At 54.8% G+C, this 16,180-nt stretch carries 15 protein-coding genes and 1 tRNA gene; 12 read left to right on the top strand and 4 right to left on the bottom strand.

What is annotated here, in order from left to right; translation table 11 throughout:
- Positions 1-28: 28 nt before the first annotated feature.
- Positions 29-104: transfer RNA gene (locus OB87_RS11045), tRNA-Trp, on the top strand.
- Between the two features lie 243 nt (positions 105-347).
- Here OB87_RS11045 and hdfR read toward each other — a convergent pair.
- On the bottom strand, positions 348-1,172 hold the full coding sequence (hdfR, locus tag OB87_RS11040) for an HTH-type transcriptional regulator HdfR (RefSeq protein ID WP_033569496.1): 825 nt from the start codon (positions 1,170-1,172) through the stop codon (positions 348-350).
- 119 nt (positions 1,173-1,291) lie between these two features.
- Between hdfR and OB87_RS11035 the strand changes: the two genes are divergently transcribed.
- Positions 1,292-1,630 carry a DUF413 domain-containing protein gene (locus tag OB87_RS11035; protein WP_033569495.1) on the top strand — a complete coding sequence of 113 codons (339 nt, stop codon included), beginning with the start codon at positions 1,292-1,294 and terminating at the stop codon, positions 1,628-1,630.
- Positions 1,631-1,692: 62 nt separating this feature from the next.
- Here the strand turns inward: OB87_RS11035 and OB87_RS11030 are convergent, their stop codons facing one another.
- Positions 1,693-3,219, bottom strand: a complete 1,527-nt coding sequence (locus OB87_RS11030; protein WP_033569494.1) for a YifB family Mg chelatase-like AAA ATPase — start codon at positions 3,217-3,219, stop codon at positions 1,693-1,695.
- A gap of 344 nt (positions 3,220-3,563) precedes the next feature.
- On the opposite strand from OB87_RS11030, the gene OB87_RS11025 reads away from it, so the two are divergent.
- From OB87_RS11025 to OB87_RS10995, 8 genes are all read left to right on the top strand, one after another.
- Complete coding sequence (locus tag OB87_RS11025) at positions 3,564-4,778, top strand: MFS transporter (RefSeq protein WP_033569493.1); 1,215 nt, start codon at positions 3,564-3,566, stop codon at positions 4,776-4,778.
- Between the two features lie 139 nt (positions 4,779-4,917).
- Positions 4,918-5,016 carry an ilv operon leader peptide gene (ilvL, locus tag OB87_RS19855; protein WP_071526243.1) on the top strand — a complete coding sequence of 33 codons (99 nt, stop codon included), beginning with the start codon at positions 4,918-4,920 and terminating at the stop codon, positions 5,014-5,016.
- A gap of 139 nt (positions 5,017-5,155) precedes the next feature.
- Positions 5,156-6,802 carry an acetolactate synthase 2 catalytic subunit gene (gene ilvG / locus OB87_RS11020; protein WP_033569492.1) on the top strand — a complete coding sequence of 549 codons (1,647 nt, stop codon included), beginning with the start codon at positions 5,156-5,158 and terminating at the stop codon, positions 6,800-6,802.
- Positions 6,803-6,819: 17 nt separating this feature from the next.
- Entirely contained in the window at positions 6,820-7,077 is a 258-nt protein-coding gene (ilvM, locus tag OB87_RS11015; RefSeq protein WP_033569491.1) for an acetolactate synthase 2 small subunit, read from the top strand.
- A 24-nt stretch (positions 7,078-7,101) separates the two neighbouring features.
- Positions 7,102-8,028: a branched-chain-amino-acid transaminase gene (gene ilvE / locus OB87_RS11010; RefSeq protein WP_033569490.1), complete on the top strand. Its 927-nt coding sequence runs from the start codon at positions 7,102-7,104 to the stop codon at positions 8,026-8,028.
- A 73-nt stretch (positions 8,029-8,101) separates the two neighbouring features.
- Positions 8,102-9,952, top strand: coding sequence for a dihydroxy-acid dehydratase (gene ilvD, locus OB87_RS11005; protein WP_033569489.1), 1,851 nt, complete (start codon positions 8,102-8,104; stop codon positions 9,950-9,952).
- 5 nt (positions 9,953-9,957) lie between these two features.
- A complete protein-coding gene (gene ilvA / locus OB87_RS11000) occupies positions 9,958-11,502 on the top strand; it encodes a threonine ammonia-lyase, biosynthetic (RefSeq protein ID WP_033569488.1) in 1,545 nt (514 codons plus the stop codon).
- Between the two features lie 110 nt (positions 11,503-11,612).
- Positions 11,613-12,353 (top strand): DUF2461 domain-containing protein, encoded by a 741-nt coding sequence (locus OB87_RS10995; protein ID WP_033569487.1) that lies wholly within the window; start codon positions 11,613-11,615, stop codon positions 12,351-12,353.
- 3 nt (positions 12,354-12,356) lie between these two features.
- On the opposite strand, the gene OB87_RS10990 is transcribed toward OB87_RS10995, so the two are convergent.
- Positions 12,357-13,121, bottom strand: coding sequence for a lysozyme inhibitor LprI family protein (locus OB87_RS10990; RefSeq protein ID WP_033569486.1), 765 nt, complete (start codon positions 13,119-13,121; stop codon positions 12,357-12,359).
- Positions 13,121-14,008 carry an HTH-type transcriptional activator IlvY gene (gene ilvY, locus OB87_RS10985; RefSeq protein ID WP_033569485.1) on the bottom strand — a complete coding sequence of 296 codons (888 nt, stop codon included), beginning with the start codon at positions 14,006-14,008 and terminating at the stop codon, positions 13,121-13,123. The genes OB87_RS10990 and ilvY overlap by 1 nt, the downstream gene beginning before the upstream one ends.
- A gap of 169 nt (positions 14,009-14,177) precedes the next feature.
- On the opposite strand from ilvY, the gene ilvC reads away from it, so the two are divergent.
- Both ilvC and OB87_RS10975 read left to right on the top strand, forming a co-directional pair.
- Entirely contained in the window at positions 14,178-15,656 is a 1,479-nt protein-coding gene (ilvC, locus tag OB87_RS10980) for a ketol-acid reductoisomerase (RefSeq protein ID WP_033569484.1), read from the top strand.
- A 103-nt stretch (positions 15,657-15,759) separates the two neighbouring features.
- The gene (locus OB87_RS10975) at positions 15,760-16,161 is read left to right on the top strand and encodes a hypothetical protein (protein ID WP_050515691.1); all 402 of its coding nucleotides are present in this window, start codon (positions 15,760-15,762) and stop codon (positions 16,159-16,161) included.
- The last annotated feature ends 19 nt before the right edge of the window (positions 16,162-16,180 follow it).

Here is a 16,180-nt window from a genome sequence, read left to right as displayed (position 1 = left end):
GAGTCCCGTCCGCACCGCCACCCTATTTAGGGGCGTAGTTCAATTGGTAGAGCACCGGTCTCCAAAACCGGGTGTTGGGAGTTCGAGCCTCTCCGCCCCTGCCAAACCAAAAATAGCCCTTCACGCTAGCGTGAAGGGTTTTTTTTCGTCCATCGTTTCATTTCGAACTTCCCTTCTTATGAGCATGTCAATGATGCATTCCTGACTTAGGTCGCTGGGTATGTCATTACTGAAGCTTAACTGGGGTAAGTATACTTGCGAAGAGTAATACCATGGGTTATGTGAGCTATCGATCTTCCGAAAGTCCGTAGGACTTTCAGGCAGATCGTATAGCCATTGGCAATGGTTTAAGAGGCTATATTCAGCGGAGTTTTCAGTAATTGCTTAATCAGCTCCTGTTGATCGCTGTTTTCAAGCCAGACTGCATAGCAGGGGCGAACCACGATATTAGCCTCTGGGATTGGATGCAGTTCTGGATAGTTCTGTGACCAGTCACTGGGGAGAAACGCACAACCACCGATGGTTGACATCAATTGTCGTGTCAGGTGTGCGGAAGAAGTTGTGAGCGACGGTACTTGATCTCCGGGCAGCCAGTGATTTTCATATTGATGAAAATCAGCCCCCCATTCCAGTCTAATATAGGGGCGCTCCTCTGTTGATGTCGCATCCGTAGCAAATAAAGACAAAGAGAAATTACCCAATAACTGGCAAGAAAGTTCATCCATCTTCGGCGATTCGGTGGTGATCAGTAAATCTAGCTGGCGTTCATGGAGTTGCTTAATCAGTGTTTGTCGCAGCGCGATTCTTGCCTCTAACTGCAATAGCGGGCGCTGCTGATAGAGTTCATTTAGCCAGGGCGTCAGGAATGCTTCCCAGAGCGAAGCTGTAGCGCCTATAGACAGTTGGCTGTGCTGTTGGGAGCGAGCGACCTCTTTTTTGGCGATTTGCCAGGTGCCAATCAGGTTTTCTGCGTAAGGCAGCAGGCGTTCTCCGGCAGGTGTCAGGCGAATATTATTACGGTGTCGGGTGAATAAGTTGGCACCCAGTTGATTTTCAAGTTGCCTGATACGAAAGCTCACCGCTGACTGTGTCAGATACAAGGATTCGGCCGCCCGGCCGAAGTGTCTTGTTCGGCTGACTTCCAGAAAGGTTTTCAGTAAGTCGGTATCCATGCTTTCCTCCAAAAATTTTTGTCGTCATGATTTAAATGTTTTGTTTTACAGGAAGTCAAGCCTATCTAATACTCCGCGCCATAAACGGCACGACCATATGAGAATTAGGAGCGTGTAAGATGGCGGAAAGCTTCTCAACAACCAGTCGTTTTTTTGATAACAAATTCTATCCACGTGGTTTTTCCCGGCATGGTGACTTTACGATTAAAGAAGCTCAACTGCTGGAGCGTCATGGACAGGCATTTAACGAACTTGATTCGGGCAAACGTCATCCGGTGACAGAGGAAGAGATTCAGTTTGTTGCTGTATGTCGCGGTGAGCGCGCAGCACAGACCGAGTTGGAAAAAATCTGGGCGAAGTACGTTAGTCGTATTCGTCGTCCTAAACGCTTCCATACGTTGTCTGGCGGCAAGCCGCAAATGGACACCGTGGAAGAGTATACGGAAAGCGATGATTAATCCGAATGGGGCTACGGCCCCATTTTTATGTTTACCGCTGACTAGCGGATGCTGGCTTGAGTTCATGCCAGATTCTTGTGTAACTGAATCAGCAAGCGATCCATACAGCGATAACTGAGCGCCTCTGACAAATGAGTGCGACGAATCTGGTCTTCCCCTGCCAGATCGGCAATGGTACGCGAGACTTTTAGTATTCGATGCCAGGCTCTGACCGACAGCCCTAATTTGCTCATCACCTCTTCCAGATAGGCTGCATCTTCGTTTTTCAATCGACAGTAACAGGCGATGTCGTCCGATTTCATGTGAGCGTTGATTCTACCGACGCGGGCTAGTTGCCGCTTTCTGGCTTCAAATACTCGTTCCCGCACGGTTGCACTGTCTTCGCCAATGCGTGTTTGCTGGCGAAGAATTCCGGGGGGTAACAATGGCACTTCAATGGATAAGTCAAAGCGATCCAGAAATGGGCCCGAGAGTCGGTTGAGGTAACGCAGAATTTGCTGTGCAGGTATGCGATTGTGGATACCCTGATAGTGACCTGACGGGCTGGGGTTCATGGCAGCCACCAACTGGAAACGTGCAGGATAACAGACTTTGGCGCGAGTTCGGGATATTACTATTTCGCCTGATTCCAACGGTTCTCGCAGTGAGTCCAGTACCCGTCGTTCAAATTCCGGCAATTCATCCAAAAACAATACGCCGTTATGCGCCAGCGAGATTTCGCCAGGTTTGGGTAGTACGCCGCCACCGACCAGTGCAGTAATGGATGCGGTATGGTGAGGAGAACGAAAAGGCCGGTTACGCCATTGAGACAGGCTAGGCTGAATGTCAATCAGGCTGTTGATGGCCGCACTTTCTAGTGCCTCCTCATCATCAAGCGGTGGAAGCAGCCCAGGGAGACGGCTGGCTAGCATGGTTTTCCCGGTGCCCGGCGGACCGAGTAACAGCAGGTTATGTCCTCCCGCCGCTGCGATTTCCAGTGCGCGTTTGGCTTGCTCCTGGCCGATGATGTCCTTCAGGTCTGCTATCGGCGTATGGGGCGACGCTTCTGGCGTAATATCGTTGCCACGCAGCAGCGGTGTTTCGCCTTGCAGAAAGGCGCAGACCTGCAACAGGTGATTAGCCAGCAACGTATCGCCATGCGGAACCAGCGTAATTTCCATTTTGTTGTCCTCAGGCAGAATCAGCCCCCTACCTGCTTTTTGCGACGCCATCGCCGCCGGAATAGCGCCATGAACGCCTCTCAGGCTGCCTGACAGCCCTAGCTCGCCGAGGAACTCATATTGAGCAAGTTTCTCGCCAGCAATCTGCTCTGAGGCGGCCAGAATGGCCAGCGCGATAGGGAGATCATATCGCCCCCCTTCTTTCGGTAGGTCCGCAGGTGCCAGATTGACGGTAATCCGCTTGGCGGGAAAGGTGAAGCCGCAATTGATTAGCGCACTGCGCACCCGATCTCGTGCCTCCTTGACCGTGGTTTCCGGTAAGCCGACCAGTGTCAGTGCAGGCAGGCCATTACTGATATGCACTTCAATCGAAACTTCCGGTGCCTGCATACCGATGGTGGCTCGTGTGTAGGTCACAGCCAGTGTCATTGCTCGTTCCTCCTTGTGAGACGAGCATCATGCCGTTCCGGTCGCAAAGTGACATCGAGGTGATGGCCACTTTGCGAGGTGTTGCCATAAAACAATCTGCTATTTCAGGCGTGGTTCATAAAATTGTGTGCGTGCTTCCTGTCATTGTTAATAAAAAGTTACAAGGTGGCCGTATTCGCAACAGATTCATGTCGAGCACAGCATTGCCCGATGGTCATGAGTGGCGTATTTAACAAATATTTAAAATATCATCTGCGATTTTCACATCGCCTCATCGACTGCGGCGTGGTTTGCCGTTCAGCCTGTTAATGACATGAAGCTGTTTCACTATCAGGATAAAAATTATGTTTGGTTGGACTACCCTGCAACGTAATGCAGCGATTGCCAGCTTTTTGAGCTGGGCGCTGGATGCATTTGATTTCTTCATACTGGTTTTTCTGCTTAGCGAACTTGCCCATGCTTTTTCTGTCAGCATGGAACAGGTGACGCTGGCCATTCTGTTGACACTGGCTGTGCGCCCTATCGGTGCGCTGCTGTTAGGACGGCTGGCGGAGAAGTTCGGCCGCAAGCCGATTCTGATGCTGAATATTGTGCTGTTCTCAGTATTTGAACTGTTATCTGCTGCCGCACCGAGTATTACGGTATTCCTGCTGTTGAGGGTGCTGTATGGCGTAGCGATGGGGGGAATTTGGGGGGTGGCGTCCTCGCTGGCGATGGAAACCATTCCAGATCGTTCCCGTGGGTTGATGTCTGGTATTTTTCAGGCTGGTTATCCGTTTGGTTACTTGCTGGCGGCGGTGGTTTATGGCTTGTTGTTTGATCAGATCGGCTGGCGTGGCATGTTTATCATTGGTGCGGTTCCTATTTTGCTGCTGCCGTTTATTTATTTTTGTGTAGAAGAATCACCGGTATGGCGTGCTGCTCGGGTGCGTAAGGAAAGTACAGCGTTATTGCCGGTGTTAAAGACGCACTGGAAACTTTGTCTTTATCTGGTGGTGCTGATGGCATCGTTCAATTTCTTTAGCCATGGCACGCAAGATCTGTATCCGGCATTTCTAAAGATTCAGCATGGTTTTGATGCGAAAACCGTCAGTATGATCGCTATCAGCTACAATATTGCTTCTATCATCGGCGGCATTTTCTTCGGTACGCTGTCGGAACGCATTGGCCGGAAGAAAGCAATTATGGTCGCTGCGTTGCTCGCATTGCCGGTGATCCCGTTGTGGGCGTTCTCGCATGGCCCCTGGGCTCTGGGATTAGGGGCATTTTTGATGCAGTTCATGGTGCAAGGAGCCTGGGGGGTGATTCCGACCTTCCTGAATGAGCTGGTGCCGAGCAATACACGGGCGGTGCTCCCCGGTTTTGTCTACCAGCTCGGCAACCTGATTGCGTCGGTGAATGCCACGTTACAGGCGGGCATTGCTGAAGCTCACAATCATAACTATGCACTCGCGATGGCGACGGTCGCTGGAGTGGTGGCGATCATGATTGCCGTGCTGGCGGCGTTTTCTGAACGAAAGTGGACGGCAAAAAGCACGATGTCACATGTGGTGGGTTAATGTATGAATAATAAGCTATTTTGTAATGCTTCTCGGTGAGTTAACCCGATGGTTGCGGAAAAAAAGAGTTGTCATGGCGTGGCTTGCTGTGATAACTCTGTAGGTATTCGTTCGACAGTAGATTAATGAACAACCTGAAATGAAAGCCTTCAACCTGGTGATTAGCCTAGTCGTGATTAGCGTGGTGGTGATTATTATCCCACCGTGCGGGGCAGCACTTGGACGAAGAATGGCTTAGAAATCAAGGCCGAATTCAAGAAAACCCCCGCACCGAAAGGTCGGGGGTTTTTTTATGGGCCGATAATTGCAACAAGGGAGCAGATAATGCCGATTAGCATAAAATCCTGTTTTCCCCAGATAGAGTCGGGGAAATAACTATGAATGGTGCGCAGTGGGTGGTACAAGTGTTGCGGGCGCAGGGAGTGGAAACCGTATTTGGTTATCCTGGGGGCGCGATTATGCCGGTCTATGATGCATTGTACGACGGCGGCGTGGAACACCTGCTCTGTCGCCATGAGCAGGGAGCGGCTATGGCCGCTATCGGTTATGCCCGTGCCACCGGCAACGTTGGGGTTTGTATTGCGACGTCTGGCCCCGGTGCAACCAATCTGATTACCGGTTTGGCGGATGCGTTACTGGACTCCGTACCCATTGTGGCGATTACCGGCCAGGTCGGTTCATCACTGATTGGCACTGATGCCTTTCAGGAGATCGATGTACTCGGCCTCTCACTGGCCTGCACCAAACACAGTTTTCTGGTTGACTCCATCGCGTCGCTGCCGGAGATCATGGCCGAAGCTTTTGCTGTAGCACGAAGTGGGCGTCCCGGTCCGGTGCTGATTGATATTCCTAAGGATATTCAATTGGCGGAGGGGGATTTCTCCCCGTGTTTCATGCCGGTGGATGACGTTATGCCCTTCTCGACCCAACAGGTCGCAGAAGCACGGGCGATGCTGGCGAAGGCACAAAAACCGGTGTTGTATGTGGGGGGCGGTGTAGGGATGGCACAGGCAGTCCCAGCGCTGCGTGCATTCATCGAAACATCCCACATTCCTGCTGTGGCGACCCTGAAAGGGTTGGGTGCAGTGGAAAAAGACTATCCCTACTACCTCGGTATGATCGGTATGCACGGCACCCGTGCTGCTAACCTGCTGGTGCAGGAGTGCGACTTGCTGATTGCCGTCGGTGCGCGATTTGATGATCGCGTGACGGGTAAGCTGAGTGCATTTGCACCGCACGCCAGTGTGATCCACATGGATATCGACCCCGCAGAGTTGAATAAATTGCGGCAGGCACATGTGGCGCTGTGCGGTGATCTGAATCAGTTGCTGCCCGCGTTGCAACAACCGCTGGACATCGCTGACTGGCGTCAGCAGGCGGCAATGATGAGGGCTGAATACGAGTGGCGCTATGACCATCCGGGGGAGGCTATTTATGCTCCAGCGCTGCTCCGCACCCTGGCGGACCGTATGCCTGCTGAAACGGTTATCACCACCGATGTTGGGCAGCATCAGATGTGGGCCGCCCAGCATATGCATTTCACCCGCCCGGAAAATTTCATCACCTCAAGCGGCCTTGGCACTATGGGATTCGGTGTACCGGCGGCGGTCGGTGCTCAGGTGGCGCGCCCTGAGGATACCGTCATCTGTATTTCTGGTGACGGCTCTTTCATGATGAATGTGCAGGAGCTTGGCACCATCAAGCGAAAACGTCTGCCGCTGAAAATCGTGCTGCTGGATAATCAGCGACTGGGCATGGTACGACAATGGCAACAACTGTTTTTCGACGAACGTTACAGTGAAACCAACCTCTCCGATAACCCCGATTTCCTGATGCTGGCCAGCGCCTTTGGCATTCCCGGCCAGCAAATCACCCATAAAGACCAGATTGATTCCGCCCTGGATGCGCTGCTGAATAGCGAAGGTCCTTACCTGCTGCATGTTTCCATCGACGAGAATGAGAATGTCTGGCCGCTGGTGCCACCGGGTGCCGGTAATGAAACGATGCTGGATAAAACAGAATAATGGCAGGAGATTTTCCCATGACACATCATCAGCTTTCCATTCAGGCCCGCTATCGTCCGGAAGTCCTGGAGCGCGTATTGCGCGTGACCCGTCACCGCGGTTTCCAGGTATGCGCCATGAATATGACGCAGGAAATCAATGGCGATCAGGTACAGATCGATATGACCGTTGCCAGCCACCGACCGGTGGATTTATTGTCAACCCAATTAAGCAAACTGCTGGACATTGCCTGTGTGGAGATCCAGCCGCTCACATCACAACAAATACGTGCCTGAAGGCATTGGTAAGGAAAATCAACAATGACGAAAAAAGCAGACTATATCTGGTTCAACGGCGAAATGGTTCCCTGGGCGGACGCCAAAGTTCACGTGATGTCCCATGCGCTGCATTACGGCACGTCGGTGTTTGAAGGTGTGCGGTGTTATAGTTCCCACAAAGGGCCGGTGGTGTTCCGTCATCGTGAACACATGCAGCGCCTGCATGATTCAGCCAAGATTTACCGTATGCCGCTCTCCTACAGCGTTGAAGAACTGATGGAAGCCTGCCGCGAAACACTGCGCCGAAACAACCTGACGAGCGCGTATATTCGCCCACTGGTCTTCGTTGGCGATGTCGGCATGGGGGTTAACCCACCGGCTGGCTACAACACCGATGTGATTATCGCGGCGTTCCCGTGGGGTGCTTATCTGGGCGAAGAAGCGCTAGACCAGGGGATCGACGCGATGGTGTCATCCTGGAACCGCGTAGCGGCCAATACCATTCCGACAGCAGCCAAAGCGGGCGGCAATTACCTGTCTTCCCTGTTGGTGGGCAGTGAAGCGCGCCGTCATGGCTATCAGGAAGGGATCGCGCTGGATGTAAACGGTTATGTATCCGAAGGTGCGGGCGAAAACCTGTTTGAAGTAAAAGACGGTGTGATTTTCACCCCACCGTTCACTTCTGCTGCGCTGCCGGGCATCACCCGTGACGCCATCATCAAGCTGGCGAAAGACAAAGGTTTTGAGGTACGCGAGCAGGTGCTGTCGCGTGAATCTCTGTATCTGGCGGATGAAGTGTTCATGTCCGGCACGGCGGCGGAAATCACCCCGGTTCGCAGCGTGGATGGCATTCAGGTCGGTATCGGTAAGTGTGGCCCGGTCACCAAGCAGCTACAACAGGCGTTTTTCGGCCTGTTCACCGGTGAAACGGAAGACAAGTGGAGCTGGCTGGACCCGGTAAACCGTTAATCAATCAAAGAAAGACTTTTTCCGGTGGCGCTCACCGCCACTGGCTACCCGTTTAAACTGGAGTAATCAGAGTATGCCTAAGTACCGTTCAGCCACCACCACGCATGGTCGTAACATGGCTGGAGCGCGAGCCCTGTGGCGCGCCACCGGGATGACCGACGCCGATTTCGGCAAGCCCATCATCGCCGTGGTGAACTCGTTCACGCAATTCGTACCCGGACACGTTCACCTGCGCGATCTGGGCAAACTGGTCGCCGAGCAGATTGAAGCTGCCGGTGGCGTCGCCAAAGAATTCAATACCATCGCGGTGGATGACGGCATCGCGATGGGGCACGGTGGTATGCTCTACTCGCTGCCTTCACGCGAGCTGATCGCCGACTCGGTGGAGTACATGGTCAACGCCCACTGCGCGGATGCGATGGTGTGTATCTCCAACTGTGACAAGATCACGCCAGGGATGCTGATGGCCTCGCTGCGCCTGAACATTCCGGTGATCTTCGTTTCCGGCGGCCCGATGGAAGCCGGGAAAACCAAACTCTCCAACCAGTTGATCAAGCTGGATCTGGTGGACGCCATGATCCAGGGTGCCAACCCCAACGTCAGCGACGCCGATAGCGATCAGATTGAGCGCTCCGCCTGTCCGACCTGCGGTTCCTGTTCAGGTATGTTCACCGCCAACTCGATGAACTGCCTGACCGAGGCGTTGGGTCTGTCTCAGCCGGGTAACGGCTCTCTGCTGGCGACTCATGCTGACCGTAAACAGCTGTTCCTCAACGCGGGTAAACGCATCGTTGAACTGACCAAGCGTTACTACGAGCAGGATGATGCCAGTGCGTTGCCGCGCAATATCGCCACCAAGGCGGCGTTTGAAAACGCCATGACGTTGGACATCGCCATGGGCGGCTCCACCAACACCGTACTGCATCTGCTGGCGTCGGCGCAGGAAGCGGAAGTGGATTTCACTATGGACGACATCGATCGGCTGTCGCGCAAGGTGCCGCAGCTGTGCAAGGTGGCACCGAGCACCCAGAAATACCATATGGAAGACGTGCACCGCGCCGGTGGTGTTATCGGTATTCTGGGCGAGCTGGATCGCGCCGGGCTGCTGAACCGCGATGTGCGCAATGTGTTGGGTAAAGACCTGACGCAGACGCTGCACGCTTACGATGTGATGGTCACCGATGACGATGACGTCAAAAAAATGTATGCCGCCGGTCCGGCGGGTATTCGCACCACGCAGGCGTTCTCGCAGGACTGCCGCTGGGATTCGCTGGATACCGACCGTCAGGAAGGGTGCATCCGCTCTCGCGAACATGCTTACAGTCAGGATGGCGGTCTGGCGGTGCTGTACGGCAATCTGGCTGAAGACGGCTGTATTGTGAAAACTGCTGGTGTAGATGAAGGCAGTCTGGTGTTCCGTGGTCCGGCCAAAGTGTACGAATCGCAGGATGACGCGGTAGAAGCGATCCTGGGCGGTAAAGTGGTGGCGGGCGATGTGGTGGTGATTCGCTACGAAGGCCCGAAAGGCGGCCCCGGTATGCAGGAAATGCTCTATCCGACCAGCTTCCTGAAATCGATGGGGTTGGGCAAAGCCTGTGCGCTGATCACCGACGGCCGTTTCTCTGGCGGCACGTCCGGTTTGTCCATCGGTCACGCATCACCGGAAGCAGCCAATGGCGGCACCATCGGTCTGGTGCAGGACGGTGACATGATTGCTATCGACATTCCCAAACGCGGCATTGCGCTGGAAGTGAGCGACGACGAATTGGCCCAACGCCGCGAGCAGGAGCTGGCGCGCGGTGAGGCTGCCTGGACGCCGAAAAACCGTAACCGTCAGGTTTCTTTTGCGCTGCGCGCTTACGCCAGCCTGGCTACCAGCGCCGACAAAGGTGCGGTCCGAGACAAGAGCAAGCTGGGAGGCTAAACGCCATGGCTGTTTCTCTACCTCTTCCCGCCGAACCCGGCGGTGCAGAGTACCTGCGCGCGGTGTTGCGCGCACCGGTATACGAAGTGGCGCAGGTCACGCCGCTGGAACGGATGGATAAACTTTCCTCACGGCTGGGCAATGTCATTCTGGTGAAGCGTGAGGATCGTCAGCCGGTGCACAGCTTTAAGCTGCGCGGTGCTTACGCCATGATGGCGAGCCTCAGCGATGAACAGAAGTCGCATGGCGTGGTGACGGCTTCGGCCGGTAACCACGCGCAAGGTGTGGCGCTGTCTGCCAGCCGTCTCGGCATTCGCGCCTTGATCGTGATGCCGGTTGCCACAGCGGACATCAAAGTAGATGCCGCACGTGATTTTGGCGGCGAAGTGTTGCTGCACGGTGCCAATTTTGATGAAGCCAAAGCCAAGGCGATCGAATTGTCACAACAGCAGCATATGACGTTTGTGCCGCCGTTCGACCACCCGGCGGTGATCGCCGGGCAGGGAACGCTGGCGATGGAACTGCTGCAACAGGACGCGCATCTGGACCGTGTGTTCGTGCCGGTCGGCGGCGGCGGTCTGGCCGCGGGCGTTGCGGTGCTGATCAAGCAATTGATGCCGCAGATTCAGGTGATCGGCGTGGAAGCGGAAGACTCCGCCTGCCTGCGGGCAGCGCTGGACGCAGGCCAGCCGGTGGATTTGCCGCGCGTTGGGCTGTTCGCCGAAGGGGTAGCGGTGAAACGCATCGGTAACGAAACCTTCCGCCTGTGCCGGGAGTATCTGGACGATGTCATCACCGTCGACAGCGACGCTATCTGCGCGGCGGTCAAAGATCTGTTCGAGGATGTGCGCGCGATTGCTGAGCCGTCTGGGGCGCTGGCGCTGGCCGGGATGAAAAAATACATCCAGCAGCACAACATTCAGGGCGAACGGCTGGCGCATATTCTGTCTGGTGCTAACGTCAACTTCCACGGGCTGCGTTACGTGTCTGAGCGCTGCGAACTGGGCGAACAACGCGAAGCACTGATGGCGGTGACCATTCCCGAACAGAAGGGCAGCTTCCTTAAGTTCTGCCAGTTGCTCGGCGGGCGTTCCGTTACCGAGTTCAACTACCGCTACGCCGAGGCGGATAACGCCTGTATTTTTGTCGGTGTGCGACTGACGCGCGGCAGTGCCGAGCGCCACGAGATTCTGGCGGAGTTGCAGACGGGCGGTTATCAGGTGGTGGACCTGTCCGACGACGAGATGGCGAAACTGCATGTACGCTATATGGTCGGCGGACGGCCGTCCAAGCCGCTGAAAGAACGGCTGTACAGCTTCGAGTTCCCAGAGTCGCCGGGCGCGTTGCTGAAGTTTCTCAATACGCTGGGAACGCACTGGAATATCTCGTTGTTTCATTACCGCAGTCACGGCACCGATTTTGGTCGTGTGCTGGCGGGGTTTGAACGCACCGAGCATGACCCGGCGTTCGAGCAGCATCTGCAGGCGCTGGGGTATGAGTGCCACGATGAGACGCAGAATCCGGCGTTTCGTTTCTTCCTGCAAGGTTAACACCGGTTAGCCTCACCGAATGCGCCCGACGGTGTTATGCCGCCGGGCGCATTTTATTTTATGGCGTGCTGCGGTAGGCTTGATGGCTCATCAGTCAGGGATACCTCATCATGGCAACGGGATTTAACGGGTTTTCGCCTCAGACGCTGACGTTTTTACAACAGGTACGCCAGCAGGACAGCAAAGAATGGTTTGAAACGCACCGGCAGGAGTATGACGACCGGCTACTGACGCCGTTTCGGGCGTTGGTCGAGTCGTTGTCGATTCCGATGTTGCAGATTGACGACCATTTTGAAACCAAACCAGCGGTTGGCAAAACGTTATCCCGCATTCACCGCGACACCCGCTTTTCCCACGACAAATCCCGTTATCGCGACAAAATGTGGTTCACCTTCAAGCGCACCCACAAAGACTGGACTGATGCGCCGGTCTACTTTTTCGAGCTGACGCCGACTGACTGGAGCTACGGGCTGGGGTATTACAGCGCCAGCCGCACGACGATGGAGCTATTCCGGCAGACGCTGCGCGACAATCCTCAGGGTTTTCTGGACATCGCATCCTGTCTTGGCCGCGAGTTTGCGCTGGTGGGCGAGAGTTACAAACGGCCGCTGATTAAGGGGCAGGAGGAAGCGTTGGCGCACTGGTACAACCGTAAATCATTTGCGGTCATGACCACTCGTCAGGATCAGGAACCACTGTTTAGCGGCGAATTGGCATCGCTGCTGGCGAAAGGCTTTACCCGGCTGGAGCCGCTGTACCACTATCTGATGAAGATTGAAGCGATGAAGAAAGCGGCGGAACCAGAAAAAGTCAGCCCCGCCTTTCTGGATGAAAAATGGTTTAGCCGCTGAGGGTTATTTACTCTTCACCATCAAATAATCAAACAGATAGCTTTCACCGGCGGCGTCAAACACGGTGATTTGTACCTGCCGGTTATCAACGCAGGTCAGCAGTACTTTTTTCTGCCCACCGAAGCTGCTTTCTGTCTGGCCGATGGCTTGCGTGTCGGTCATCTGGCGAGCGCTAAGCGTGATGTCGTCTAGTTTGTTGGCATAGCGGAACGCCACTGAGCCGGTGCCGGTGATGTCACCGTCTTCGGTATTCAGCGTCAGGTTAACCAGGTGGTATGGTGCTTTCTGATCGTACATTTCTTTGAAGTAATCGCTCAGCTCGTCGTACTCCTGAGCAGATAACTGCAAGTAGTACTCGTAGCTGTAGTCGCCGTCAAAGCAACTGCTACGGCGTGGCTGGGTGATGGCATCCGGCATCGTGTGTTGGGTCACGTCATTCAGATAGCGCAGGCGACTGATCTGCTGCTGATAGCTCTGACGCAGGCAGGCTTCATCCCGACAGGTATTGCGGTTGGACAGCCAGCCGCGCTGGAACTGGGTCAGATTTTTGTCTTGCGCGACGCGTTCGGGGTTGCCGGTGAGAAACGCACGTGATTTCTGCCACTCTTTTGCCAGCTCGTCATCCAACTGGCTGAGCGCTGGCGTCTGGCAAATCAGTTTCTCCTGCGCCGAGGTGGCCTGTTGGCAGGGAAAACTGGCGGCCAGTGCCGGGAGCGCGCTGCAACCCACAGCCAGTGACAGCAGTAACGTAGCAAGCGATCGTTTCATCATTTTTCCTGTAGGGTTTCCCAAAAAGCTGCGATTAGCGGGTCGTCCAACCGCTTTTTCTGCACACAGACGCCCAATTCGAACGGTTCCATAGCTTGTGCTTCCAATATCGACACACGATTACGCACCGGTTCCGGACTGTTTTCAAGTACCACGTCAGGAATCAGTGCGATACCACAGCCTAACGCCACCATCGACACCATCGCTTCATGGCCGGACACCGTGGCATAAATGGGGGGATTGGTAATGTGCTGACGGCGGAACCAGACGTCAATTCTTTTCCGTACCGGCCCGTGTTCCGGCAGGATGAACGGAATCTGCGACCAGTCTGGGTTCGGCAGCAGTGCCTGTGCTTGTACCGGGCAGGGCAGGGCTGGAATGATCAACACCAGCGGCACCTTGCCGATCGGCATAAAGTCCACGCTGGTTGGCAGCGTTTCCGGATGTCCGGCGATGCCCAGATCGGCATCATTGGACTGTACCTTGTCCACCGCGTCAGCCGCATCACCGGTGGTCAGCTTGATTTCTACCAGCGGATACCGTGCGCGGAAGCGATCCAAAATCGGCGGCAGGTGGCTGTAAGCGGCGGTCACTGAGCAGAACAGCCGCAATTCACCGCAGAGCGACTGACCGCGCTGTTGCAGAATCAGGCGTAGTTGTTGGTATTGCAGCAAGGTTTGCTGGGCGAAAGTTTTGAGATGCTCACCGGCATCGGTCAGGCGTACTGTGCGGTTGTCGCGCAAAAACAGTGCCTGCCCGATGTCTTCTTCCAGCCGTTGGATCTGGCGCGACAGCGTGGAAGGGCTGATATGCATCGCCTTGGCAGTGCGGCCGAAGTGGCGGCTCTCCACCAGATGCAAAAAAAGTTTCAGATCCCGTAAGTCCATGCGCGCTGTGTCTCGTTTTAATGTTGCAATTCTTGCAATGTGACGTTGTTAATATATCAATTTAAGCAATGTATTTCCTGTCATATCATAATGACATGCTGATGGCGGTGGTTACCGCTGTCCCGAACATAAAGCAAACACAAACACAATATCAGATGGAGCACGCCTCATGGCCAATTACTTCAATACACTGAACCTGCGTCAGCAGCTGGCGCAACTGGGCAAGTGCCGTTTTATGGGGCGCGATGAATTCGCCGATGAAGCCAGCTACCTGAAAGGCAAAAAAGTGGTCATCGTAGGGTGTGGTGCTCAGGGTCTGAACCAGGGTCTGAACATGCGTGATTCCGGTCTGGATATCGCCTACGCTCTGCGCGCCGAAGCCATCGCCGAAAAACGTGCGTCATGGCGCAAGGCTACCGAAAACGGCTTTAAAGTCGGCACCTATGAAGAACTGATTCCGCAGGCGGACCTGGTGGTTAACCTGACGCCGGACAAACAGCACTCCGCCGTGGTACAGGCAGTTCAACCGTTGATGAAACAGGGTGCGGCGCTGGGTTACTCCCACGGTTTCAACATTGTTGAAGTGGGCGAGCAGGTTCGTAAAGACATCACCGTGGTGATGGTGGCACCGAAGTGCCCAGGCACCGAAGTGCGTGAAGAGTACAAACGTGGTTTCGGTGTACCGACACTGATCGCTGTTCACCCGGAAAATGACCCGAAAGGTGAAGGCATGGCGATCGCCAAGGCCTGGGCGGCGGCAACCGGTGGTCACCGTGCAGGCGTGCTGGAATCTTCTTTCGTGGCGGAAGTGAAATCCGACCTGATGGGCGAGCAGACCATTCTGTGCGGTATGTTGCAGGCCGGTTCGCTGCTGAGCTTCGACAAGCTGGTTGCGGAAGGTGTTGACCCGGCTTACGCGGAAAAATTGATTCAGTTCGGCTGGGAAACCATCACCGAAGCCCTGAAGCAGGGCGGCATCACCCTGATGATGGACCGTCTGTCCAACCCGGCTAAACTGCGCGCTTTCGCGCTGTCTGAACAACTGAAAGGCATCATGGCACCGTTGTTCCAGAAACACATGGACGACATCATTTCCGGCGCGTTCTCCAGCGGCATGATGGCCGACTGGGCCAACGACGACGTGAAACTGCTGACCTGGCGTGAAGAAACCGGCAAAACCGCGTTTGAAAACGCGCCGCAGTTTGACGGTAAAATCGGCGAGCAGGAATACTTCGACAACGGCGTACTGATGATCGCGATGGTCAAAGCGGGTGTAGAACTGGCGTTCGAAACCATGGTCAGCTCCGGCATCATCGAAGAATCGGCTTACTACGAGTCGCTGCACGAACTGCCGCTGATCGCCAACACCATCGCCCGTAAGCGTTTGTATGAAATGAACGTGGTGATCTCCGATACCGCTGAGTACGGTAACTACCTGTTCGCTAATGCCGCTGTTCCGTTGCTGAAAGGCGCATTCATGGACAGCCTGCAGCCGGGCGACCTGGGTAAACCGGTTGCTGCGACCAGCGTAGATAACGCACAGCTGCGTGACGTGAACGACGCTATCCGCAACCACCCGATCGAAGTCATCGGTCAGAAACTGCGTGGCTACATGACCGACATGAAGCGTATTGCTGTCGCTGGCTAAGGTTGCTAAAACCTACCGCATAGCAGAACGGGGCGCAGATAGCGTCCCGTTTTTTTATGCATCTGAGTGTCGGTTAATCAGCCTCACATGTCGAAGGCGAGTTATGCAAATCATTAAAGTGAGTAAGGTGTTTCCCTGCTCATCGCCACGGTTGACCGTCGCTGTTGTTGCTTTGCTCGTGACGCTTTTGGCTTTTCTCTATTGGTCTGACGATGAGTACAGCCTGGTGAGACAATACCAGCTTGAGGATAACGTCACGGTAAATATTCTCCAGCTCGACAGCGACGGGGCAACAGCGGGATTTGTCTATCGGTATACCGTCAGCGTGAACGGCGGGGAAGCGAAAGACGTGCTCAAGACGAACAGCCGCGATGCGGATATCCGTATGCAGGATGGCATACTGGTGATTAACGTGACCGGCGATGTGTACCGGCTGGATAACCGTGTTCGGCTTCACGGTGATTACGAAACACTGAAAACCCGCATTACCGTGACTCACCCATAATACGGCCCGCTGATTCGGG

It is taken from the genome of Dickeya undicola (assembly GCF_000784735.1).
Classification (GTDB): Bacteria; Pseudomonadota; Gammaproteobacteria; order Enterobacterales; family Enterobacteriaceae; genus Dickeya; species Dickeya undicola.
This window is presented reverse-complemented; position numbering and strand designations above follow the sequence as displayed.